Origin of the sequence: Sphingorhabdus sp. EL138 (assembly GCF_945862485.1) — a bacterium.
Classification (GTDB): domain Bacteria; phylum Pseudomonadota; class Alphaproteobacteria; order Sphingomonadales; family Sphingomonadaceae; genus Sphingorhabdus_B.
The window spans coordinates 32250-48538 of record NZ_CAMAYF010000001.1; the positions used below are offsets into that span (position 1 = coordinate 32250).

13 protein-coding genes and 2 tRNA genes are annotated in these 16289 nt (G+C 55.1%); 6 read left to right on the forward strand and 9 right to left on the reverse strand.

The window, feature by feature from the left end:
- Positions 1–38 precede the first annotated feature (38 nt).
- Positions 39–707, reverse strand: a complete 669-nt coding sequence (locus tag Q0O33_RS00185; RefSeq protein WP_295494459.1) for an MOSC domain-containing protein — start codon at positions 705–707, stop codon at positions 39–41.
- 71 nt (positions 708–778) lie between these two features.
- Between Q0O33_RS00185 and Q0O33_RS00190 the strand changes: the two genes are divergently transcribed.
- From Q0O33_RS00190 to Q0O33_RS00205, 4 genes are all read left to right on the forward strand, one after another.
- Positions 779–1945 carry a glycosyltransferase family 1 protein gene (locus Q0O33_RS00190; RefSeq protein WP_295494460.1) on the forward strand — a complete coding sequence of 389 codons (1167 nt, stop codon included), beginning with the start codon at positions 779–781 and terminating at the stop codon, positions 1943–1945.
- Between the two features lie 87 nt (positions 1946–2032).
- A complete protein-coding gene (locus Q0O33_RS00195) occupies positions 2033–3358 on the forward strand; it encodes a replication-associated recombination protein A (RefSeq protein ID WP_295494462.1) in 1326 nt (441 codons plus the stop codon).
- The gene (locus Q0O33_RS00200; RefSeq protein WP_295494915.1) at positions 3355–4206 is read left to right on the forward strand and encodes a hypothetical protein; all 852 of its coding nucleotides are present in this window, start codon (positions 3355–3357) and stop codon (positions 4204–4206) included. Before Q0O33_RS00195 ends, Q0O33_RS00200 begins: the two co-directional genes overlap by 4 nt.
- Before the next feature lie 20 nt (positions 4207–4226).
- Positions 4227–4302, forward strand: a tRNA-Thr gene (locus tag Q0O33_RS00205).
- Positions 4303–4437: 135 nt separating this feature from the next.
- Here Q0O33_RS00205 and Q0O33_RS00210 read toward each other — a convergent pair.
- From Q0O33_RS00210 to Q0O33_RS00220, 3 genes are all read right to left on the reverse strand, one after another.
- A complete protein-coding gene (locus Q0O33_RS00210; RefSeq protein ID WP_295494464.1) occupies positions 4438–5418 on the reverse strand; it encodes a 5'/3'-nucleotidase SurE in 981 nt (326 codons plus the stop codon).
- A gap of 58 nt (positions 5419–5476) precedes the next feature.
- Complete coding sequence (locus Q0O33_RS00215) at positions 5477–7921, reverse strand: TonB-dependent receptor plug domain-containing protein (protein WP_295494466.1); 2445 nt, start codon at positions 7919–7921, stop codon at positions 5477–5479.
- Between the two features lie 270 nt (positions 7922–8191).
- Complete coding sequence (locus Q0O33_RS00220; RefSeq protein WP_295490638.1) at positions 8192–8332, reverse strand: DUF2256 domain-containing protein; 141 nt, start codon at positions 8330–8332, stop codon at positions 8192–8194.
- A 224-nt stretch (positions 8333–8556) separates the two neighbouring features.
- On the opposite strand from Q0O33_RS00220, the gene Q0O33_RS00225 reads away from it, so the two are divergent.
- Positions 8557–11109: a TonB-dependent receptor gene (locus Q0O33_RS00225; RefSeq protein ID WP_295494468.1), complete on the forward strand. Its 2553-nt coding sequence runs from the start codon at positions 8557–8559 to the stop codon at positions 11107–11109.
- Positions 11110–11262: 153 nt separating this feature from the next.
- Here Q0O33_RS00225 and Q0O33_RS00230 read toward each other — a convergent pair.
- The 5 genes from Q0O33_RS00230 to infA form a co-directional block, all read right to left on the reverse strand.
- Positions 11263–11337 (reverse strand) — tRNA-Phe (locus Q0O33_RS00230).
- 67 nt (positions 11338–11404) lie between these two features.
- A complete protein-coding gene (gene yacG, locus Q0O33_RS00235) occupies positions 11405–11584 on the reverse strand; it encodes a DNA gyrase inhibitor YacG (RefSeq protein ID WP_295494918.1) in 180 nt (59 codons plus the stop codon).
- Positions 11568–12557, reverse strand: coding sequence for a ribonuclease E/G (locus Q0O33_RS00240; RefSeq protein ID WP_295494470.1), 990 nt, complete (start codon positions 12555–12557; stop codon positions 11568–11570). Before Q0O33_RS00240 ends, yacG begins: the two co-directional genes overlap by 17 nt.
- Complete coding sequence (locus Q0O33_RS00245; RefSeq protein WP_295494919.1) at positions 12550–13125, reverse strand: nucleoside triphosphate pyrophosphatase; 576 nt, start codon at positions 13123–13125, stop codon at positions 12550–12552. The genes Q0O33_RS00240 and Q0O33_RS00245 overlap by 8 nt, the downstream gene beginning before the upstream one ends.
- Positions 13126–13143: 18 nt before the next feature.
- Positions 13144–13362 carry a translation initiation factor IF-1 gene (gene infA / locus Q0O33_RS00250; RefSeq protein WP_125230427.1) on the reverse strand — a complete coding sequence of 73 codons (219 nt, stop codon included), beginning with the start codon at positions 13360–13362 and terminating at the stop codon, positions 13144–13146.
- A gap of 179 nt (positions 13363–13541) precedes the next feature.
- On the opposite strand from infA, the gene Q0O33_RS00255 reads away from it, so the two are divergent.
- Positions 13542–16223 carry a hypothetical protein gene (locus Q0O33_RS00255; RefSeq protein ID WP_295494472.1) on the forward strand — a complete coding sequence of 894 codons (2682 nt, stop codon included), beginning with the start codon at positions 13542–13544 and terminating at the stop codon, positions 16221–16223.
- The last annotated feature ends 66 nt before the right edge of the window (positions 16224–16289 follow it).

Genomic DNA, 16289 nt, shown 5'->3' on the forward strand with positions numbered 1-16289 from the left:
CCAATTTGTATGCGGAGGCGTCCGCTTCCGGCAGAAGGTCACCCCGCCAATTTTGCGGCCCTTGTTCGCCAGCTTTCCGCCATTGTCTCCAGCGCGGCGAGCGCCCGCAATTCTGACGTGGCACCCGCTGCGCGATGACCGCCGCCAATTAAAAGATGGAAGGTTCGGGCAATGGTCCAATCATGCCCCGCCGCGTGCACCTGTTCTATCCGGTCGCCGGGTGCTACCTCGCCTTCTTCAATCACGCGGAAATAGCCACCGCAACGGCCAGTTTGGATGACTGCGCCTGACAGGCCATGCACACCGAAATGATGATCGAGCTTCCAGCAGGGTTGCCGGCCTTGCGCGACTTCAACCACTGCGCGTCCGAGGCGAAACTGATCACCGATACGCAGATTGTCCTCCAGAAGCCCGCACGCGCTAATATTCTCACCAAATGCCCCAGCGTGGTCAAGGAGAGGGTGAACAAAATTCTCCGCAACAAAATGGGCGATCCATTTGGGATAATGTTCCGCAGGATAAAAATGCACCGCTTTGTCTGCGCCGCCATGCACCGTCGGGTCGGCGACTTGGTCCCCCACAAAGCCATTTTTGCCCAGGAAGACGGATCGGTCCACCGGTGTGCGCGCCATGGCGCTCATCGTGCCATCGGCGTGAAACGCTTTGGGTTGCCCAATCAGCAACACATCGATCTGACTTGATATCATATTGGCTGCATATCGCACCAAATACACCATTCCCATTGGCATTTTGCGCTGTCGCCGATAAAAGCCGACCAATGCAGACCAGCGACCTTCGCATTGCGCTCTTCAGCGGCAATTATAATTATGTCCGTGATGGCGCAAATCAGGCATTAAATCGGCTTGTCGGCTATCTTTTAGGGCAAGGCGCGTCGGTGCGGATTTATTCCCCAACGGTTGCTGAACCGGCCTTTGTTGCGACCGGCGACGTCGTTAACGTGCCGTCATTCGCCATACCCTTTCGTCCAGAATATCGCCTGCCTTTATCCTTGTCGGCAAAAGTAAGGCGCGATCTGGAGGCATTCGCCCCCAATGTCGTCCATATCGCAAGTCCAGACCGTGTCGCGCGTCAGGCTGTCCAATGGGCGCGGCGGCGTAACCTGCCAGTGCTGTCTTCAGTGCACACACGTTTCGAAACCTATTTTCGATATTATAATATGTCCTTCGCCGAACCGTTGGTGGAGGCATGGCTTCGCCGATTATACCGTCAATGCGACGCGTTGGTCGCACCATCCGAGAGCTTTGCCCAGGTTTTGCGCGAGCAACGGATGAATTATGACATCGACATCTGGTCACGCGGTGTTGACCGGGATATTTTCAACTCTGGCCGCCGGGACCTTGCGTGGCGGCGCGCGCAAGGCGTGACTGACGAGCCCGTCGTCATTGGCTTTCTTGGCCGCTTGGTGATGGAAAAGGGCCTAGACGTTTTTTCCGACGCGATTGACCAATTGCGCCGCCGCAATGTCCCACATCAGGTCATGGTCATTGGCGAAGGCCCTGCTCGTGGCTGGTTTGAAAGCCGCCTGCCCCATGCCCGTTTTGTAGGTTTCCAAGGGGGACAAGATCTGGGCCGCGCAGTGGCCTGCATGGATCTTTTGTTCAACCCAAGCGTCACCGAAACTTTTGGCAATGTTACATTGGAGGCTATGGCCTGCGGCCTGCCCGTTGTTGCGGCCAAAGCGACTGGTAGCGAAAGCCTCGTGCAGGACAATGTGTCCGGTCGCTTAATCTCGCCAGGTGCCATCCAGAAATTTTCCGACGCACTTCAACTCTATTGCACCGATGCCGATTTGCGCACGCAGCACGGCGCGGCTGGCGAGCAACGATCGCTCGATTTCAGCTGGGATGCGATTAACCAGACTGTCGCCGATACCTATATCCGCCTCATCCGCCAACGTGCTGCGCGTGCGGCGTCAGCGCGTTAAAGCTGTGGCAAGCCGGCGGTCGCGTTCCGGAACCTGTCGGACGCGCCGATGCTTATGTTATGAAGCATGGCGGAACGGGCGTTTGCCGTGAGCGATCTTTTTGGTGACACCCCCGTAGTGCCCGCCTCCATACCGGAAAACGCTCCGCTTGCGGACAAGCTTCGCCCGTCCAAATTGGATGAGGTGATTGGTCAGGAACATCTGACGGGGCCCGATGGCGCGATTGGCCGTATGGTTGCGGCGGGTAAATTATCCTCGATGATCCTGTGGGGACCGCCGGGCACGGGCAAGACCAGCATCGCCCGATTGCTGGCCGACGCCGTGGACATGCATTATAAACCGATTTCGGCGGTTTTCTCAGGCGTGGCGGATCTCAAAAAAGCCTTTGCCGAGGCAGAGGCCATGGCACGAACGGGCAAGCAGACATTGCTGTTCGTGGACGAAATTCATCGCTTCAACCGCGCACAACAAGACGGATTCCTGCCATTTGTGGAAAGCGGTACGGTCACGCTCGTCGGTGCAACGACCGAAAATCCGTCGTTCGAGCTGAACGCCGCCTTGCTGTCGCGCACGCAAGTGATGGTGCTGCAACGTTTGAATGAGGCGGCGTTAGCGACGCTGCTGAGCCGTGCCGAAGCCATATTGGGACGCCCTTTGCCCGTAACCGACGATGCCCGCGTGGCATTGATCAGCAGCGCCGACGGCGATGGCCGCTTTTTGCTCAATCAGGCGGAAACTCTGTTCGCCATTCACATTGAAAACCCGCTTGACCCGCAAGCCATGGCGGCCCTGTTGCAGCGCCGGATGCCTGTCTATGACAAGGATCGGGAGGGGCATTATAACCTGATATCCGCGCTCCATAAAAGCTTGCGCGGTTCCGACCCACAGGCTGCCTTATATTGGATGGCGCGTATGTTGGTGGCCGGCGAAGAGCCATTATATGTGCTACGCCGCTTGGTCCGTTTCGCCAGTGAGGATATCGGCCTCGCTGACCCGCAGGCTTTGGTCCAATGCCTTGCTGCCAAACAGGCCTATGAATTTTTGGGCAGTCCGGAGGGTGAAGTCGCCATTGTGCAGGCATGCCTGTATCTCGCCACCGCACCCAAATCGAATGCCGCGTATAAGGCGCAAAAATCAGCATGGAAACTGGCACGGGATACAGGCTCGCTGATGCCACCAGCGCACATTCTCAATGCGCCGACGAAGCTGATGAAGGACATCGGCTATGGCGCAGGCTATGCTTATGATCATGACAGCGCGGACGGATTTTCGGGCGCGAATTACTGGCCGGATGCGGTAACGCCGGCCGAGCTGTATCAGCCAGTTGAGCGCGGCTTTGAACGCAAGATCATCGAGCGGCTGCAATATTGGGACCGACTGCGCGCGCGTAATGGCGAGCCGGACAGGCAATAATGCCTAGCTTCACGCGTTTTGCGTGCGTCGACTGGTCGGGCGCGAAAGGCAGCCTACATCCCGGCATCGCGCTTGCGGTTTGTGCGGCAGGCGACGAAGCCCCGCGCCTCATCAACCCGCCCGACAAACTCTGGTCACGCCAAGGCATCGCTGAATGGCTGCTGGCACAGGATGATGATATGCTCATCGGCTTCGACTTCAGCTTCGCTCCGCCCTTTATCGAACGTCGCAGCTATTTGCCGGGCGATGACGTGCCTGCGTCTGCCAAGGCATTTTGGGCCTATGTCGACCATATCTGCGACGATCCCGATTTGGGCGCGGCATCCTTTTTGGAAAGCCATCACCGCCGTCATTTTTATCTCGGCGCAGCAGATGGCGCAAAATCCGACTATCTGTTTTGGCGGCAATGTGAATTGCTAAACAAAGGCAGCAGCGGCAAGGCGTCGACCGTCTATGACGCGATTGGCGCGTCGCAAGTCGCCAAGGCCAGTTTTGCTGGCATGCGGCTGCTGCACCAACTGCGCGATGCGATGGCCATTTGGCCCTTCGATCCGCTTCCGGCGCGGGGCAAGGTAGCATTAGAGATTTACACCACCATCGCCGCCCGCGCAGCTGGCGTGGCCAAGGGCCGCAGCAAGGTGCGCGATGCCATCAGCCTCGATTTGGCGTTGCAAGCGCTTGGATCGAAACCGCATTTGCCCTTAAACCGTTACACGGACCATGCGACCGATGCCCTGATAACCGCTGCATGGCTCCGCAATGTTGCCGAAAATCCGCAGCTTTGGGCACCCAATGCATTAAATTTTGAAATTGCTGCAACTGAGGGCTGGACCTTTGGCGTGATTTGAGGCTATGGGACGCCCCGAGTGCCGGCTTAGCTCAGTTGGTAGAGCACCTGATTTGTAATCAGGGGGTCACGAGTTCGAACCTTGTAGCCGGCACCATATATTCTCCTAAGAATCTTAGAACTACCATGTATTTTCGTGAGGCTGCTTTTTTCGAAAACTAAAGCAGTAAAATGGCTCACATTGGCAGCATATTGGCAGCGGTGGGCGCGTCATTGCCCTGCACCTTCGCCCTTATTTAGCCAGCGCAGAGCCTATCAAAATTCTGCTAACCCAGTTCATATTCTGGTCATCACTGGCATAGCCTGCCTGCATGGGCGATATAGCGATGCACGTCAGGTGTAGAATGGATTCATCCTGCGATTGGTCCGCGGAGGGCTTGGCCGGATTTTGGCCCAGTGACAGGCCAGGCAGCGCCGGGATATCCATTTTATTCGTCCGCGCGATTTCTTTCATTTCGGGCGATGCACTGGCAGCCATATTTTCGGAAAAAGTGATCGTGTAGGCGTTATACGTGCCGATTTTCGAAGCACAAAATTTTGTTCCCTTCGCCTCATTGGGAAAATTGACGTTCAGCGCCAATCCAGAAGGGAGCATCCGCCCGCCTTTTGATGCCGCATCCAAAGCGCGCACCATCTCCGCACTTTTTTCCGCGATGGCAGGAGATTGGGCATTATCCAAATCAGGGCCTGCGCTATTCTGACCAGCGCTTAAGGCAATTGCCGGCAACCCGCGCAATGCTGCAAATTGCGCTGCGCTGATTGTACCGCTGCTGATAGCGATCGCGCCGACATTTTGTCCCTCATTGGGGCCGGAGAGTACGAGATCGGGCGCCTTCACCCAACGTTTCATCGCAACGATATCCAACCCGTATAATACCGCCATAACTGGCGTTGAATTCACATAATAAAAATCACTGCCCAACCCGTCTCGCGTCATCGAACCAGCGCCCGATGCGCCTATATTGGCCGCATTGTTGCGGCAGGCGGTCTCCAGCGGAGTGAGCGGGCGCAACCCTAAAGCTGCGCCCATCCCGCTTTGGTTCTGACACGGAACCGATACGATCACATCATGGCCATCGGCTTTTAGAGCCTTATACAGCGCGACAACATTGCTGGTCAGACCATCATCATTGGTGATGACAATATTGCGGGCTTCCGCAGCAACTGGGGCGGTGAAAGCCAAAAACGCTGCAGCGGCAAAAAGGTGACGCATATCGATTCCCCTGGGGTTTATAAGTTAGAGCGCAGACCGAAGGTCATTGCTCTTAACCTTACATTTTGATCTTCGCTTCAACGCCAAAGGTTCTGGGTTCATTGAAGAAACCCTGTATGCCAGAGCGCGGCGCCCCGGCTTTGTAGAACAGATGTTCTTGGTTGAACAGGTTCCGCGCCCAGACCGCGATGGTGAGTTTTGCATCTGACGAACCTATGTCGATGTCGGCAAAAGCGATGCGACCATTAAAGATAAGCGCTTTTTCGCCCTTTGGCTGCGCGTATCGCACGGCACGGGTGACGGCGTCGAATTCCGTGTCAGTATAGTTGCCGTAAAAGCCATCATTGAAGTTACCATCAAGATGTGCGCGGATGGTAAAATCTTTTAACGGCAGTTCATAATCGATCGCTGCGCTTGCAGTATTTTCTGGAGTATAAACCTGATAAATGGGGACCGGCACCGTGATAAAAACGTTCCCGGGTTGTGGGAACGGATTAAGCGTCGCGGGAATTTTGACGCTGTTATAAGCATAGCTTGCCGACAGCGTTAGTCCAGTAACAGGGGCCAAGTTGAATTCCGCTTCAAAGCCTTTCAATTTACCCGTGCCCGGGGCATTCACCGTGTCCGAAGTTGTGCGTGTTGTGGCAACGCGGACGCCGTTGACGATATCTTCATACAGGCCGAAAAAGTCGAGCTGGATGGATTTATAGTCGCCTTGATAGGCAGCGACATTAAGCCGCGCGCGCCCATCCAGAAATTCCGCTTTGGCACCAATTTCAAACATTGAAACGGTTTCAGGATTAAATGCCGCATAGCTCAGCGAACGCGAGTTTGCGCCACCCGATTTGTAACCGGTGCTCCATTTGCCATAGATAAGGATATCTTCAGACGCATCGATGGAAAGGTTTACCAGCGGGTCAAAACGTGACCAGGCGGCGTCCAACGGCACTGGCCGGGTAACATTGACGCCATTGATGGGGATCGTTGGCGTCGTGCCGTTAATGGTGAAAAGCTCACCCACCTTTTCGTCCCGCGTCCAACGGCCACCAAGGGTCAGGTGCAGTATATCGGCGGCGATGGGCGGCGTGTAAGTGGCCTGACCATAAACGCCCATGCTGGTTGTTTCAACGCGGCTTGCGCGTTGCACAATCTGCGTCGCATAATCAATTTGACGGACAACGATGGCCGTTCCTGCGGCGTCGGTGAATTGCAAAGTGTTGAACGCTTTTGCGCTATCCTCTGCATTCTCCCGATAATAAAGCGCGCCAGCCGCAAATTTCAAACGGGCAAAATCGCCAATGACCTGAAATTCCTGGCTGATTTGATCTTGGGCAAATGGCGCGAGACTGTACCGGCCAAACTGAAACCCGGCGAAACTGGCCGTAGGGTTTGCCGACGTCCGTGGTTGCTGCAGCGACACGATATTGATGGCGTTGTCATACTGTGACTGCGTCATATCGCGATAAGAGGAGATGGATTTTAAAGTCAGATTGTCGGTCACATCCCAATTCAAACCGACACGAATACCCTTTGTATCGCCGACGCTTGCCTCTTGCGGCATACCAACCGGGGTGCTCGATGCGCGCCGTGGCTGCACGATTGGCAAGTCAGAAAGGCGATTGGGTAAAATCGCCGGTGAGGTAGTTGTCGCTGGGGCGCCTACGGGTCCCTCTACCAATTGCAGATAGTTTGTGCTTGTGGCGTCGCGCGCGATATCGAAGGCGTAATTGGCGGTGAAATTGGTTGATGGCTTCCACTGCACTTCAGCGCGGAAGCCGCGTTTGTCAAAGCTGGCATAATCCAGTGCGCCTGGAAACGGGTTTTTCACAAAGCCATCACGCTTTGTTAAAATACCATCAAATTTCAGGCTGATATTATTTGTCTCGGGTAGGTCGAGATGTGCTTCGGCTCTGTAGCTGCCGTAATTGCCAAAGCCTAAAGTGGCATCCAGTCCAAATTCACCGCTCGGCCTTTTGGTGACAATATTGACCGCACCGCCTTCGGTATTGCGTCCAAAAAGGGTGCCTTGAGGTCCTTTAAGCACTTCGATGTTCTCGACATCGTATAGCGCAGTTCCCAAACCTTGGGCACGCCCCATATAGACACCATCGACATAAACGCCGACGCCTTGGTCACGCGCTGGCTGGTTGCTGTCTGACAAAACACCCACACCGCGCACGTTGATGATAAGCGCGCCTGGACGCGAAAAGAACGGGGCGACGCGAAGCGAAGGAATGGCGCCATCACCCAGATCAAGCAGCGATTGTATGTGGCGATTCTCGATACCCTCACTACCCAATACCGAGATAGAAATAGGAACATCCTGCAGATTTTCAGTTCGTTTTTGCGCCGTCACGACAATTTCGGACAAGCCAGCACTGTCTTCGTCGACAGCTTCTTGCGACATTGCTGGGTTGGCTAAACATACAGCCAAGATACCTGCGACCGAAGCTATGGCAAACTTGCTGATGCAGCGATGTGGCGTTTTTGAAACTTTAATCATTTTTGATTCCCCAATGAAACTGAGCGCTCGCCTAGTTTGCGGGGAAGACTCAAGCATGATGATAAAATGACTAGTTCTCCACCTCTCGTCATTCGATAGTCACATAAATGCAAAGTTTTACATCCCGCAAATGATCAGAGATCATCTGCGCGGCGGATTGCGCATCAAAAGTACAGAAAACTGGACGACATGTGCTGAGCTCAGGTCAGGAACTATAAAATCAGTCGGGCTTGGTTTATCATTAGCGCGACGAAGGCAGCTAACGCCAATTTATCGTGCCTTGCGGCACCGGTCCGAACAATAAAGAACATTATCCCAATCCTTTGCCCATTTCTTGCGCCAAGCGAATGGTTTTGCGCAGGCCGCGCATATTTTCGATGGAAGATCCGACTTCTTGACCATTTTGGGCATTTTCTATCCAGATCGCTATGGAACCGTGAAAAGGTTCGTTACATTTTTATCGCATATGCAACTATATTTTTGGGAATGACACTAAGCAATTGCTGCGCAGCAATTGTCGCGTTAATACCGCAATATGCTTAACAGCGGCTCGGGGGGGTGCTGGGGCAATTTTAAATCTCATCCCCAATAAAACCTAGGTAAACTGGGATAGAATGATCAACAGGAGAGTGAATATGAAATTGGGAAATCATCTGCTGAAGGCAGCCATGCTGTCAACGATCAGCATCGCTTCGCTGAGCGTGGGTTCAGCTGCCTTTGCACAAGACAATACACCACAAGCCAGCGACGAAGCTGACGAAAATGTCATCATCGTAACCGCAACGAAGCGCGAACAGACACTTGAAGAAGTGCCAGTTGCCGTTTCGGTGACCTCGGCTGCTGCAATCGAACGCGCGCAAGTGCGCGACCTTAAGGATATTCAGACACTGGTTCCTTCGCTCCGCGTCAGCCAGCTGCAAAGTTCGGCCAACACGAACTTCATCATTCGCGGCTTCGGCAACGGCGCCAACAACCCCGGCATCGAAGGTTCGGTTGGCGTGTTCATCGACGGTGTTTACCGTTCGCGTTCCGCTGCAGCGATCAGCGACCTACCAAACCTGCAGCGCGTCGAAGTGTTGCGCGGTCCACAATCGACCCTGTTCGGCAAAAACGCCTCGGCTGGCGTTATCTCGATTGTGACTGCAGCACCAAGCTATGAATTCGGCGGTTCGGCTGAAATAAGTTATGGCAATCGTAACGCAATCGTAGCGAAGGCCGATATTACGGGTCCAATCTCTGACAATGTCGCGTTCAGCCTTGCTGGCGGCATCAACCAAGCTGATGGTTACGGCACCAACCTGACCGACGGATCGAAAACAAGCGAGCGTAACCGCTGGTTTGGCCGTGCACAGTTGTTGATCGAGCCTTCGGACAGCTTCAAGCTGCGCTTGATCGGTGACTATGACAAGATTGACGAAAATTGCTGCTTTGTTGGCAATATCTTCGACGGCCCAACTGGCAATGCCATTCGCGCCATCGGTGGCCGGGTAAACTCGCGCGGCATTTTCAGCTATACCGAGTATCAGAACTTCAATTCGGAAAACGACATCACCAATGGTGGTATCTCGATGCAGGCCGATTATGAAATGGGTTCGTTGAGCCTCACTTCGATCACCGCCTATCGTGAATCGCGCGCAAAAACGAATGCGGACAGTGATTTCACCAGCGCAGATTTGATCGGTGCAAACCGTGGCGATGTCGACATCACCACAAAGACTCAGGAACTGCGTTTGGCGTCGGATTTTGACGGCCCATTCAACTTCTTGCTGGGTGCCTATTATTTTGACGAAAGCATCAACAACAAACAGGCACTGACGCTCGGTCGTGATTTCCGCAATTATGCTAACGCCCTCACCGGCGGTGCATATACCGGCAATGAAGCCCTCATCCGCGCATTGGCAGGCATCCCTTCGACCGCAGGTCAATTTGGCGGCCAAGGCCAGGGACGTTTTGAAGATTGGGATTACACGAACAAAGCCTACTCCGTCTTCGGTACGGCGGACCTTGAACTCACCGACGGCCTCGTTCTGACAGGTGGTTTCAACTACACCAAGGACAAGAAGAACATTGCGAGCGACATTCGGATTACGGACGTCTTCTCAAGCATCGATTTGATCCAGGTTGCTGGTGCCGCCGGCGTTCCTGCGGTTCTTCCGGCCGGTGCAGTGGGCAATACAAGCACATTGTATCCACGCATCACCGCCTGCCCGAACAGAAATGGCGCGCCAACTGTCTGTAACCCGTTCCTCGGCCTTCAGGCGCTGCAATTCTTGCCGCCGTTCCTGAACCTTCCAAATGCCGTTGAAGATGGCCGCACCAGCGATGGTAAGCTGACCTATTCGGCACGTATTGCCTGGGAAGCCACCGACAGCATTAACCTGTACGCCAGCTATGGCACAGGCTTTAAGGCAACGTCGTGGAACATGTCGATTGACTCGCGTCCATTCGGTTCGGATTTCGTCGCAGGTTCACCAGCTCAAGGCGCGCCGCTCGCCGCATCGGCCATTCGCACAGCTGGGCTTGCCTCGGCGAACCTCACCAGCGGAACGCGTTATGCGCTTCCTGAAGAGGCAACGGTCAAGGAGCTTGGTCTGAAAGCAAAATGGGACAGCGTTGCGTTCAACCTGACAATTTTTGATCAGTCGATCAAAAACTTCCAGGGCAACAGCTTCATCGGCACAGGCTTCGTTCTGACAAACGCCGGTAAGCAGTCGGTGAAGGGGGTCGAGTTTGATAGCAGCTTCAATCCTATCGACGCACTGCAATTGCGCGTCGCTACCGTCTATCTCGACTCGAAATATGACAGCTTTGTCAGATCGCAATTTGGTGACCTGAGTGGCAAGTCGGTAGGTGGCATACCAAAGTGGTCGACAACCTTGGGTGCAACCTACACCGCAGACTTGAGCGACGGCAAAGCGCTGATCCTGAATACCGACTACCACTTTGAGTCAAAGACGGTCATGAACGATGACCCATCTGCGGCACAGTATACGCGTTCGGTAAAAGATCTCGGTGCAGCGGTAACGTTGCGTTTGGACAGCGGTCTGCAATTATCGCTTTGGGGTCGCAACTTGACGGATGCGCAATATCTTACCGTCATCTTCCCAAGTGTTGTGCAGTCTGGATCGATTTCGGGCTATCCAAACGCACCACGCACTTATGGTGCGTCGGTGAAGTACAAATTCTAATATCCTGAATTCTTCAGGAAAAAAGAAGCCGGGGCAGCCATCGCTGCTCCGGCTTTTTTATTGCGACACCCCAGCGCAGTTGGCTGCACACGCGCAGCAACAGAACAAGGGACGCATGGCCTCTTGTCGCTAAAATCATTAACACCGAAAAAATGGTGCCCGAGGGCGGATTTGAACCACCGACACGCGGATTTTCAATCCGCTGCTCTACCCCTGAGCTACTCGGGCTAAGCGGCGAAAACCGCGTGGGAGCGCAGCCTATAGAGAGGCGATGCGCCTCTTGGCAAGCGCAAAATCAGTCGCTGCCATCGGAACCGATACTATCTTCATAATCCGCCAGCGGCCCTGGCACACGATAGCCTTCGTCCAGCCATTTCAACAGGTCGCGATCCTTGCATCCCTGACTGCAAAACGGCTTGGATTCCGCCACTACCGGCTTTCCGCAGAGCGGGCATAGATTAGCTTTGCGCGACATGGACATGGCCATAGCCTGCGGCTTTTTCATCTGCAACCACCACCATATCCGCGCCCGCAAGGCGAACAGCCGCCGCGCGCCATGCAGCCCATCCTTCGGACTGAAGTAACGTCGCAACATCAGGCTGCGCTGTCACCGTCCGCGTGCCAAAACCCGTTGACTGGGCCACGGCGCGCAACAGCCAATAGGCTTGTGTCTCGTCCGACAGCGCAGCGATACGCGTCCCGAACACATGGTCGAGGACCGACGGCCTTGGCCGGGCACGGACGACTTGCATCATGCCATAGCCGTTAATGGCCGTACGTTCGAACGGACGGGCGTCCGCCAAGGACGCGGCATCAAAAGCTTCGGCAATTTGCGTGCGCTGTGCCTTAGACTCCATCGACACAAAATCGATCAGAACCATCGCGCCAATTTGGTACAGGCGCAGCAGGCGCGCAATTTCGGTCGCTGCGGCCATATTGATGGCGAACGCATCGCCAATACCGTCAATGTCGAACACCAGCCCTGCTTTGGTGCGCTGAAAGCTTATGCTAACGTCGCCGACAACTGACTGGCCAGCGATGCCAACGTCAAAGCCATCGGCAATGGACGCGTTGATGGCAGATGGGGCCAAAGACGCCACACGCGCGTCCCACAGTGCATCTTTGCCGATCAAGGGTTTGGGCGCATTATCCCGCAGCATAATCTCTGGCGGCTTGATACGGCCCGGCTCGGGTATCGCTTCACGCGTCACTTCAAAGGCTATGCGCGCGCCGTCCGGTTGGGTGATCTTGCTGCGTAACAAAAGCACGCTTCCATCATCGGAAACGATATACGCGCCCGAAGGCGTTTTTCGGTCAATGCGCCCCACGCCACATTCGCCCAAGGCCCATAAAGCGTCGCGCTGAATGTGGATCTCAACAATGTTTCCGTTTTCGACAAGAGCCGCGCGGCGCTCGCCCGGCGCATCATCGCGCCATATATCAGTCAAGCGGATAGCCCGACGCGCGCAATAAGGCCCGCGTTTCATATAGGGGCAGACCGATCACGCCCGAATGACTGCCCGCCATCCAGTCTATCAACGCCTCTGCCCTGCCCTGAATGGCATAGCCGCCAGCCTTACCCAGCCCTTCGCCGCTATCGATATAGCTTTCGATTTCATCTGCCGACAGACGTTTAAATCGCACGATGCTATCGCAAATCCGGCTGCGCATCCGGCCATTTCCGTCAATCACGGCAACGGCGCTGAGCACATGATGACGGCGACCGCTGAGCAGGTTCAGGAACCCGCGTTGCATGTCAGCATCGGCAGCTTGCGATAAAATTCTGCGGCCAACGGCAACCGTGGTGTCTCCTGCGACAACAATCTCTCCAGCGTCCCGCGCAACGGCAACCGCCTTCTCCTCGGCCATACGCAGCGCATACACACGCGGAACCTCGCCCTTGCGGGGTGTCTCGTTTATGTCGGGGGACGCGATACGCGCTGGCGCCACACCCAACCGCGCCAGTAGGTCACGGCGGCGCGGGCTGGAGGATGCCAATATGAGTATAGGGTTCAGACCCAAGGTCTGCCGCCCTTATTTAAAGCGGTACGTGATCCGGCCTTTGGTCAGATCATAAGGAGTCAGTTCGCACAGCACTTCGTCACCCACGAGGACGCGGATACGGTTCTTGCGCATCTTTCCGGCGGTATGGCCCAAAACTTCATGGCCATTTTCAAGCTCAACACGGAACATAGCATTGGGCAGCAATTCACGGACTGTCCCACGCATTTCAAGTAATTCTTCTTTTGCCATTCGGCCCCTTAAATCTTCAAAAATCGAACGATGTTGCGCCTGTAAACCTAATGTTGGAAAAAGGGAAGCACTACAGTATAATCGCTTCATTGCTAGAAAATGCGATGCAGTTTAGAGGCACGGCCTTGAATTTTACATTATGCTTACGACGTAGCACCATATAAACTGAGCTTCGCCCCATGACAATTTCCCGTTTGAGTGCAATCTTGCTTGCATCAACCGCAATGCCCGCAATAGCGATGGACGATGCCCAGAGCACAGGCAGCAGTGTGGCCATGCCCGGTGGCGACGCCAAAGATGCGGTTGAAGTCGGGTCTTCACGCGAAATCGTCGTTACGGCGGAACGCATTAAGGGCTCGGTGGACACCGACGTCCCGCCCGTCGAGGAGCTGAACGAAGCCGATATTGCCTCCTTGGGTGCATCATCGCTGACGGAGCTTGTCGCGGCGGTCGCACCGCAAGCCAATTCGGGCCGCGGACGCGGCGGTGGCATGCCTATCATCTTGCTCAATGGCCAACGCGTATCGGGCTTCCGTGAATTGCGTGATTTGCCGCCAGAGGCCATTCGTCAGGTCCAGATTTTCCCAGAAGAAGTGGCGCTCAAATTTGGTTTCCGACCCGACCAAAGGGTGATCAACTTCATCTTGAAGGATAATTTTGCTTCTTTCGCCGCCGAAATCGAACATGCCCAGCCGCAGGATGGTGGCTTTGGCACAAATGAATTTGAAACGACGCTGACGCGCATCGGGCCAAAAACGCGATTTAATCTGGATATTGAGCTTGAGCGCGCGACGGCGCTGACTGAGTCCGAACGCGACCTTATTTCTTCAGCTGGGTCGTCGCTGGCGCGTGGCGGCAATATCAGCGGCCTTGGCGTGAATGGAGCCATTTCGCCTGCCTTAAGCGCGCTTGCCGGAAGCAATGTGACTAAAGCGGGCATTCCGTTGGGCATATCCAACCCATCATTGGCGCAATTTGCCAGCACAGCAAATCGCCTGAATGACGGGAATATTGGCGATGTCCGGACATTGCTGCCCCGCACCGAACGGCTGGAGATGAACGGCACATGGAGCAGGTCGCTTGGCCCGCAAACAATTTTGTCGTTCAACGCAAACTATGCGCTGAGGGGCAGCGAATCTTTGCTGGGTTTGCCCGGTACAAGCTTCGTATTGCCCCGCAGCAGTCCGTTTTCGCCCTTCGGCCAGGATGTGACACTCAGCCGCTATTTCGACGCCCCGCGCCCCCTAGAACGGGAAAGCGAAACACATGTGTTCCAGACGGGTAGCACGTTCAACCATGCGCTGGGCAGATGGCGGTGGACATTAACGGGCAATTATGCGCGCACGGCCAATGACACACGCACCACGCGCAACGCAGATTTCACCGCATTACGCGCTGGTGTGCTTGCGGGAACCATTAATCCGTTTGCTGCGGATTTCGGTGCGAATTTGCTGTTTCTTGCGCCCGATCTCGCCAACAGTCTGAACCAGAATATGGACGTGCGCAGCACCCTTGCGGGAACGGTGCTCAAATTGCCCGCAGGCGATGTGCAGATGACGTTCGCGTCTGGCCTTACCCGACAAATGCTGGACAGCGAGACATGGCGATCAGGCGTCACGACCGACATATCCTTGCGTCGGAACATCATGAACCATTCGGTCAATGCGGAATTGCCCCTCACGAGCCGCGATTTCGGCCTTGGCGCCGCGATTGGCGAATGGGCGGTCAATGGTAATATCGGCTATAGCGACCTGTCCGATTTCGGAAAGCTGTTGGAATATGGTGCTGGCCTGCGCTGGGCCCCTGCGCGCAATCTAACCATTCAGGCTTCAATTACAGGCGATGAAAACGCACCCGGCATTGGCCAACTGGGCAACCCAGTTTTGGTCACACCCAATGTCGCAACCTATGATTTCACGCGCGGCGAAAGCCTGTTCATCAACGTCATTACCGGCGGCAACGCCGCGCTGATCGGTGAAAAGCGCCGCGATGTCATATTGAACGCGAATTGGAACCCCGATTTCATCAAGGATTTCGCGCTACAGTTCAGCTATTTCAAAAATAACAGCCGCAACACGACAGCCGCCTTCCCCCTGCTGACGCCAGAAATTGAAGCCGCCTTTGCCAGCCGTGTTGTCCGCGATGCGCAAGGCCGGTTGGTTAGCATCGACCAACGTCCAGTGAATTTCGACCGTGAAATATCCCAACGGATCCGCTGGGGCTTTAATCTGTCAGGCAATATCGGCGCGGCCACGCCTCCGCGTGGGCCATTCGGCGGGCCTCCTGCTGCGGCAAGAGGTGGTTCTGGTGCGCCGCGGGCTGCAGGTGGTGGATTTGGTGGCGGGGCTCGTTTTGGTGCACCCGGCGGTGGCCAGCCCAGCCGCTGGAACATCGCTTTATACCACAGCTACCGCATCGAAGACGAAATCCTTATCCGTCCCGGCGTGCCTGTACTCGATTTGCTCAACGGCTCAGCCACCAGCAACAATGGCGGCGCATCACGGCATGAGATAGAGCTTTCAGGTGGCCTTTTCCACAAGGGCTTTGGCTTCCGGCTGCAAGGGACGTACAAAAGCGCAACCACAGCCGACGGCACTGGCCTTGCCGGTAGCAATGACCTGCGATTTAGCGACATTGCCGCCGTCAGTGCATTTCTGTTTATCAATCTGGACCAGCAAGCGCGCGTCATAAAGGCCCTGCCTTTGCTGAAAGGTAGCCGCATCTCATTCCGCATCGAAAATATCTTGAACGATATTGTCGATGTGCGCGATCAGAATGGCAATGTGCCTTTGGGCTATCAACCGGGTTATATCGACCCGCGTGGCCGGGTATTTGAATTGAGCTTCAGAAAGCGGTTCTGAGCAATCGGAACAGCACATAAAAAACCCCGCCGGAATTGCTTCCAGCGGGGTCTTAAAACTTAAAAC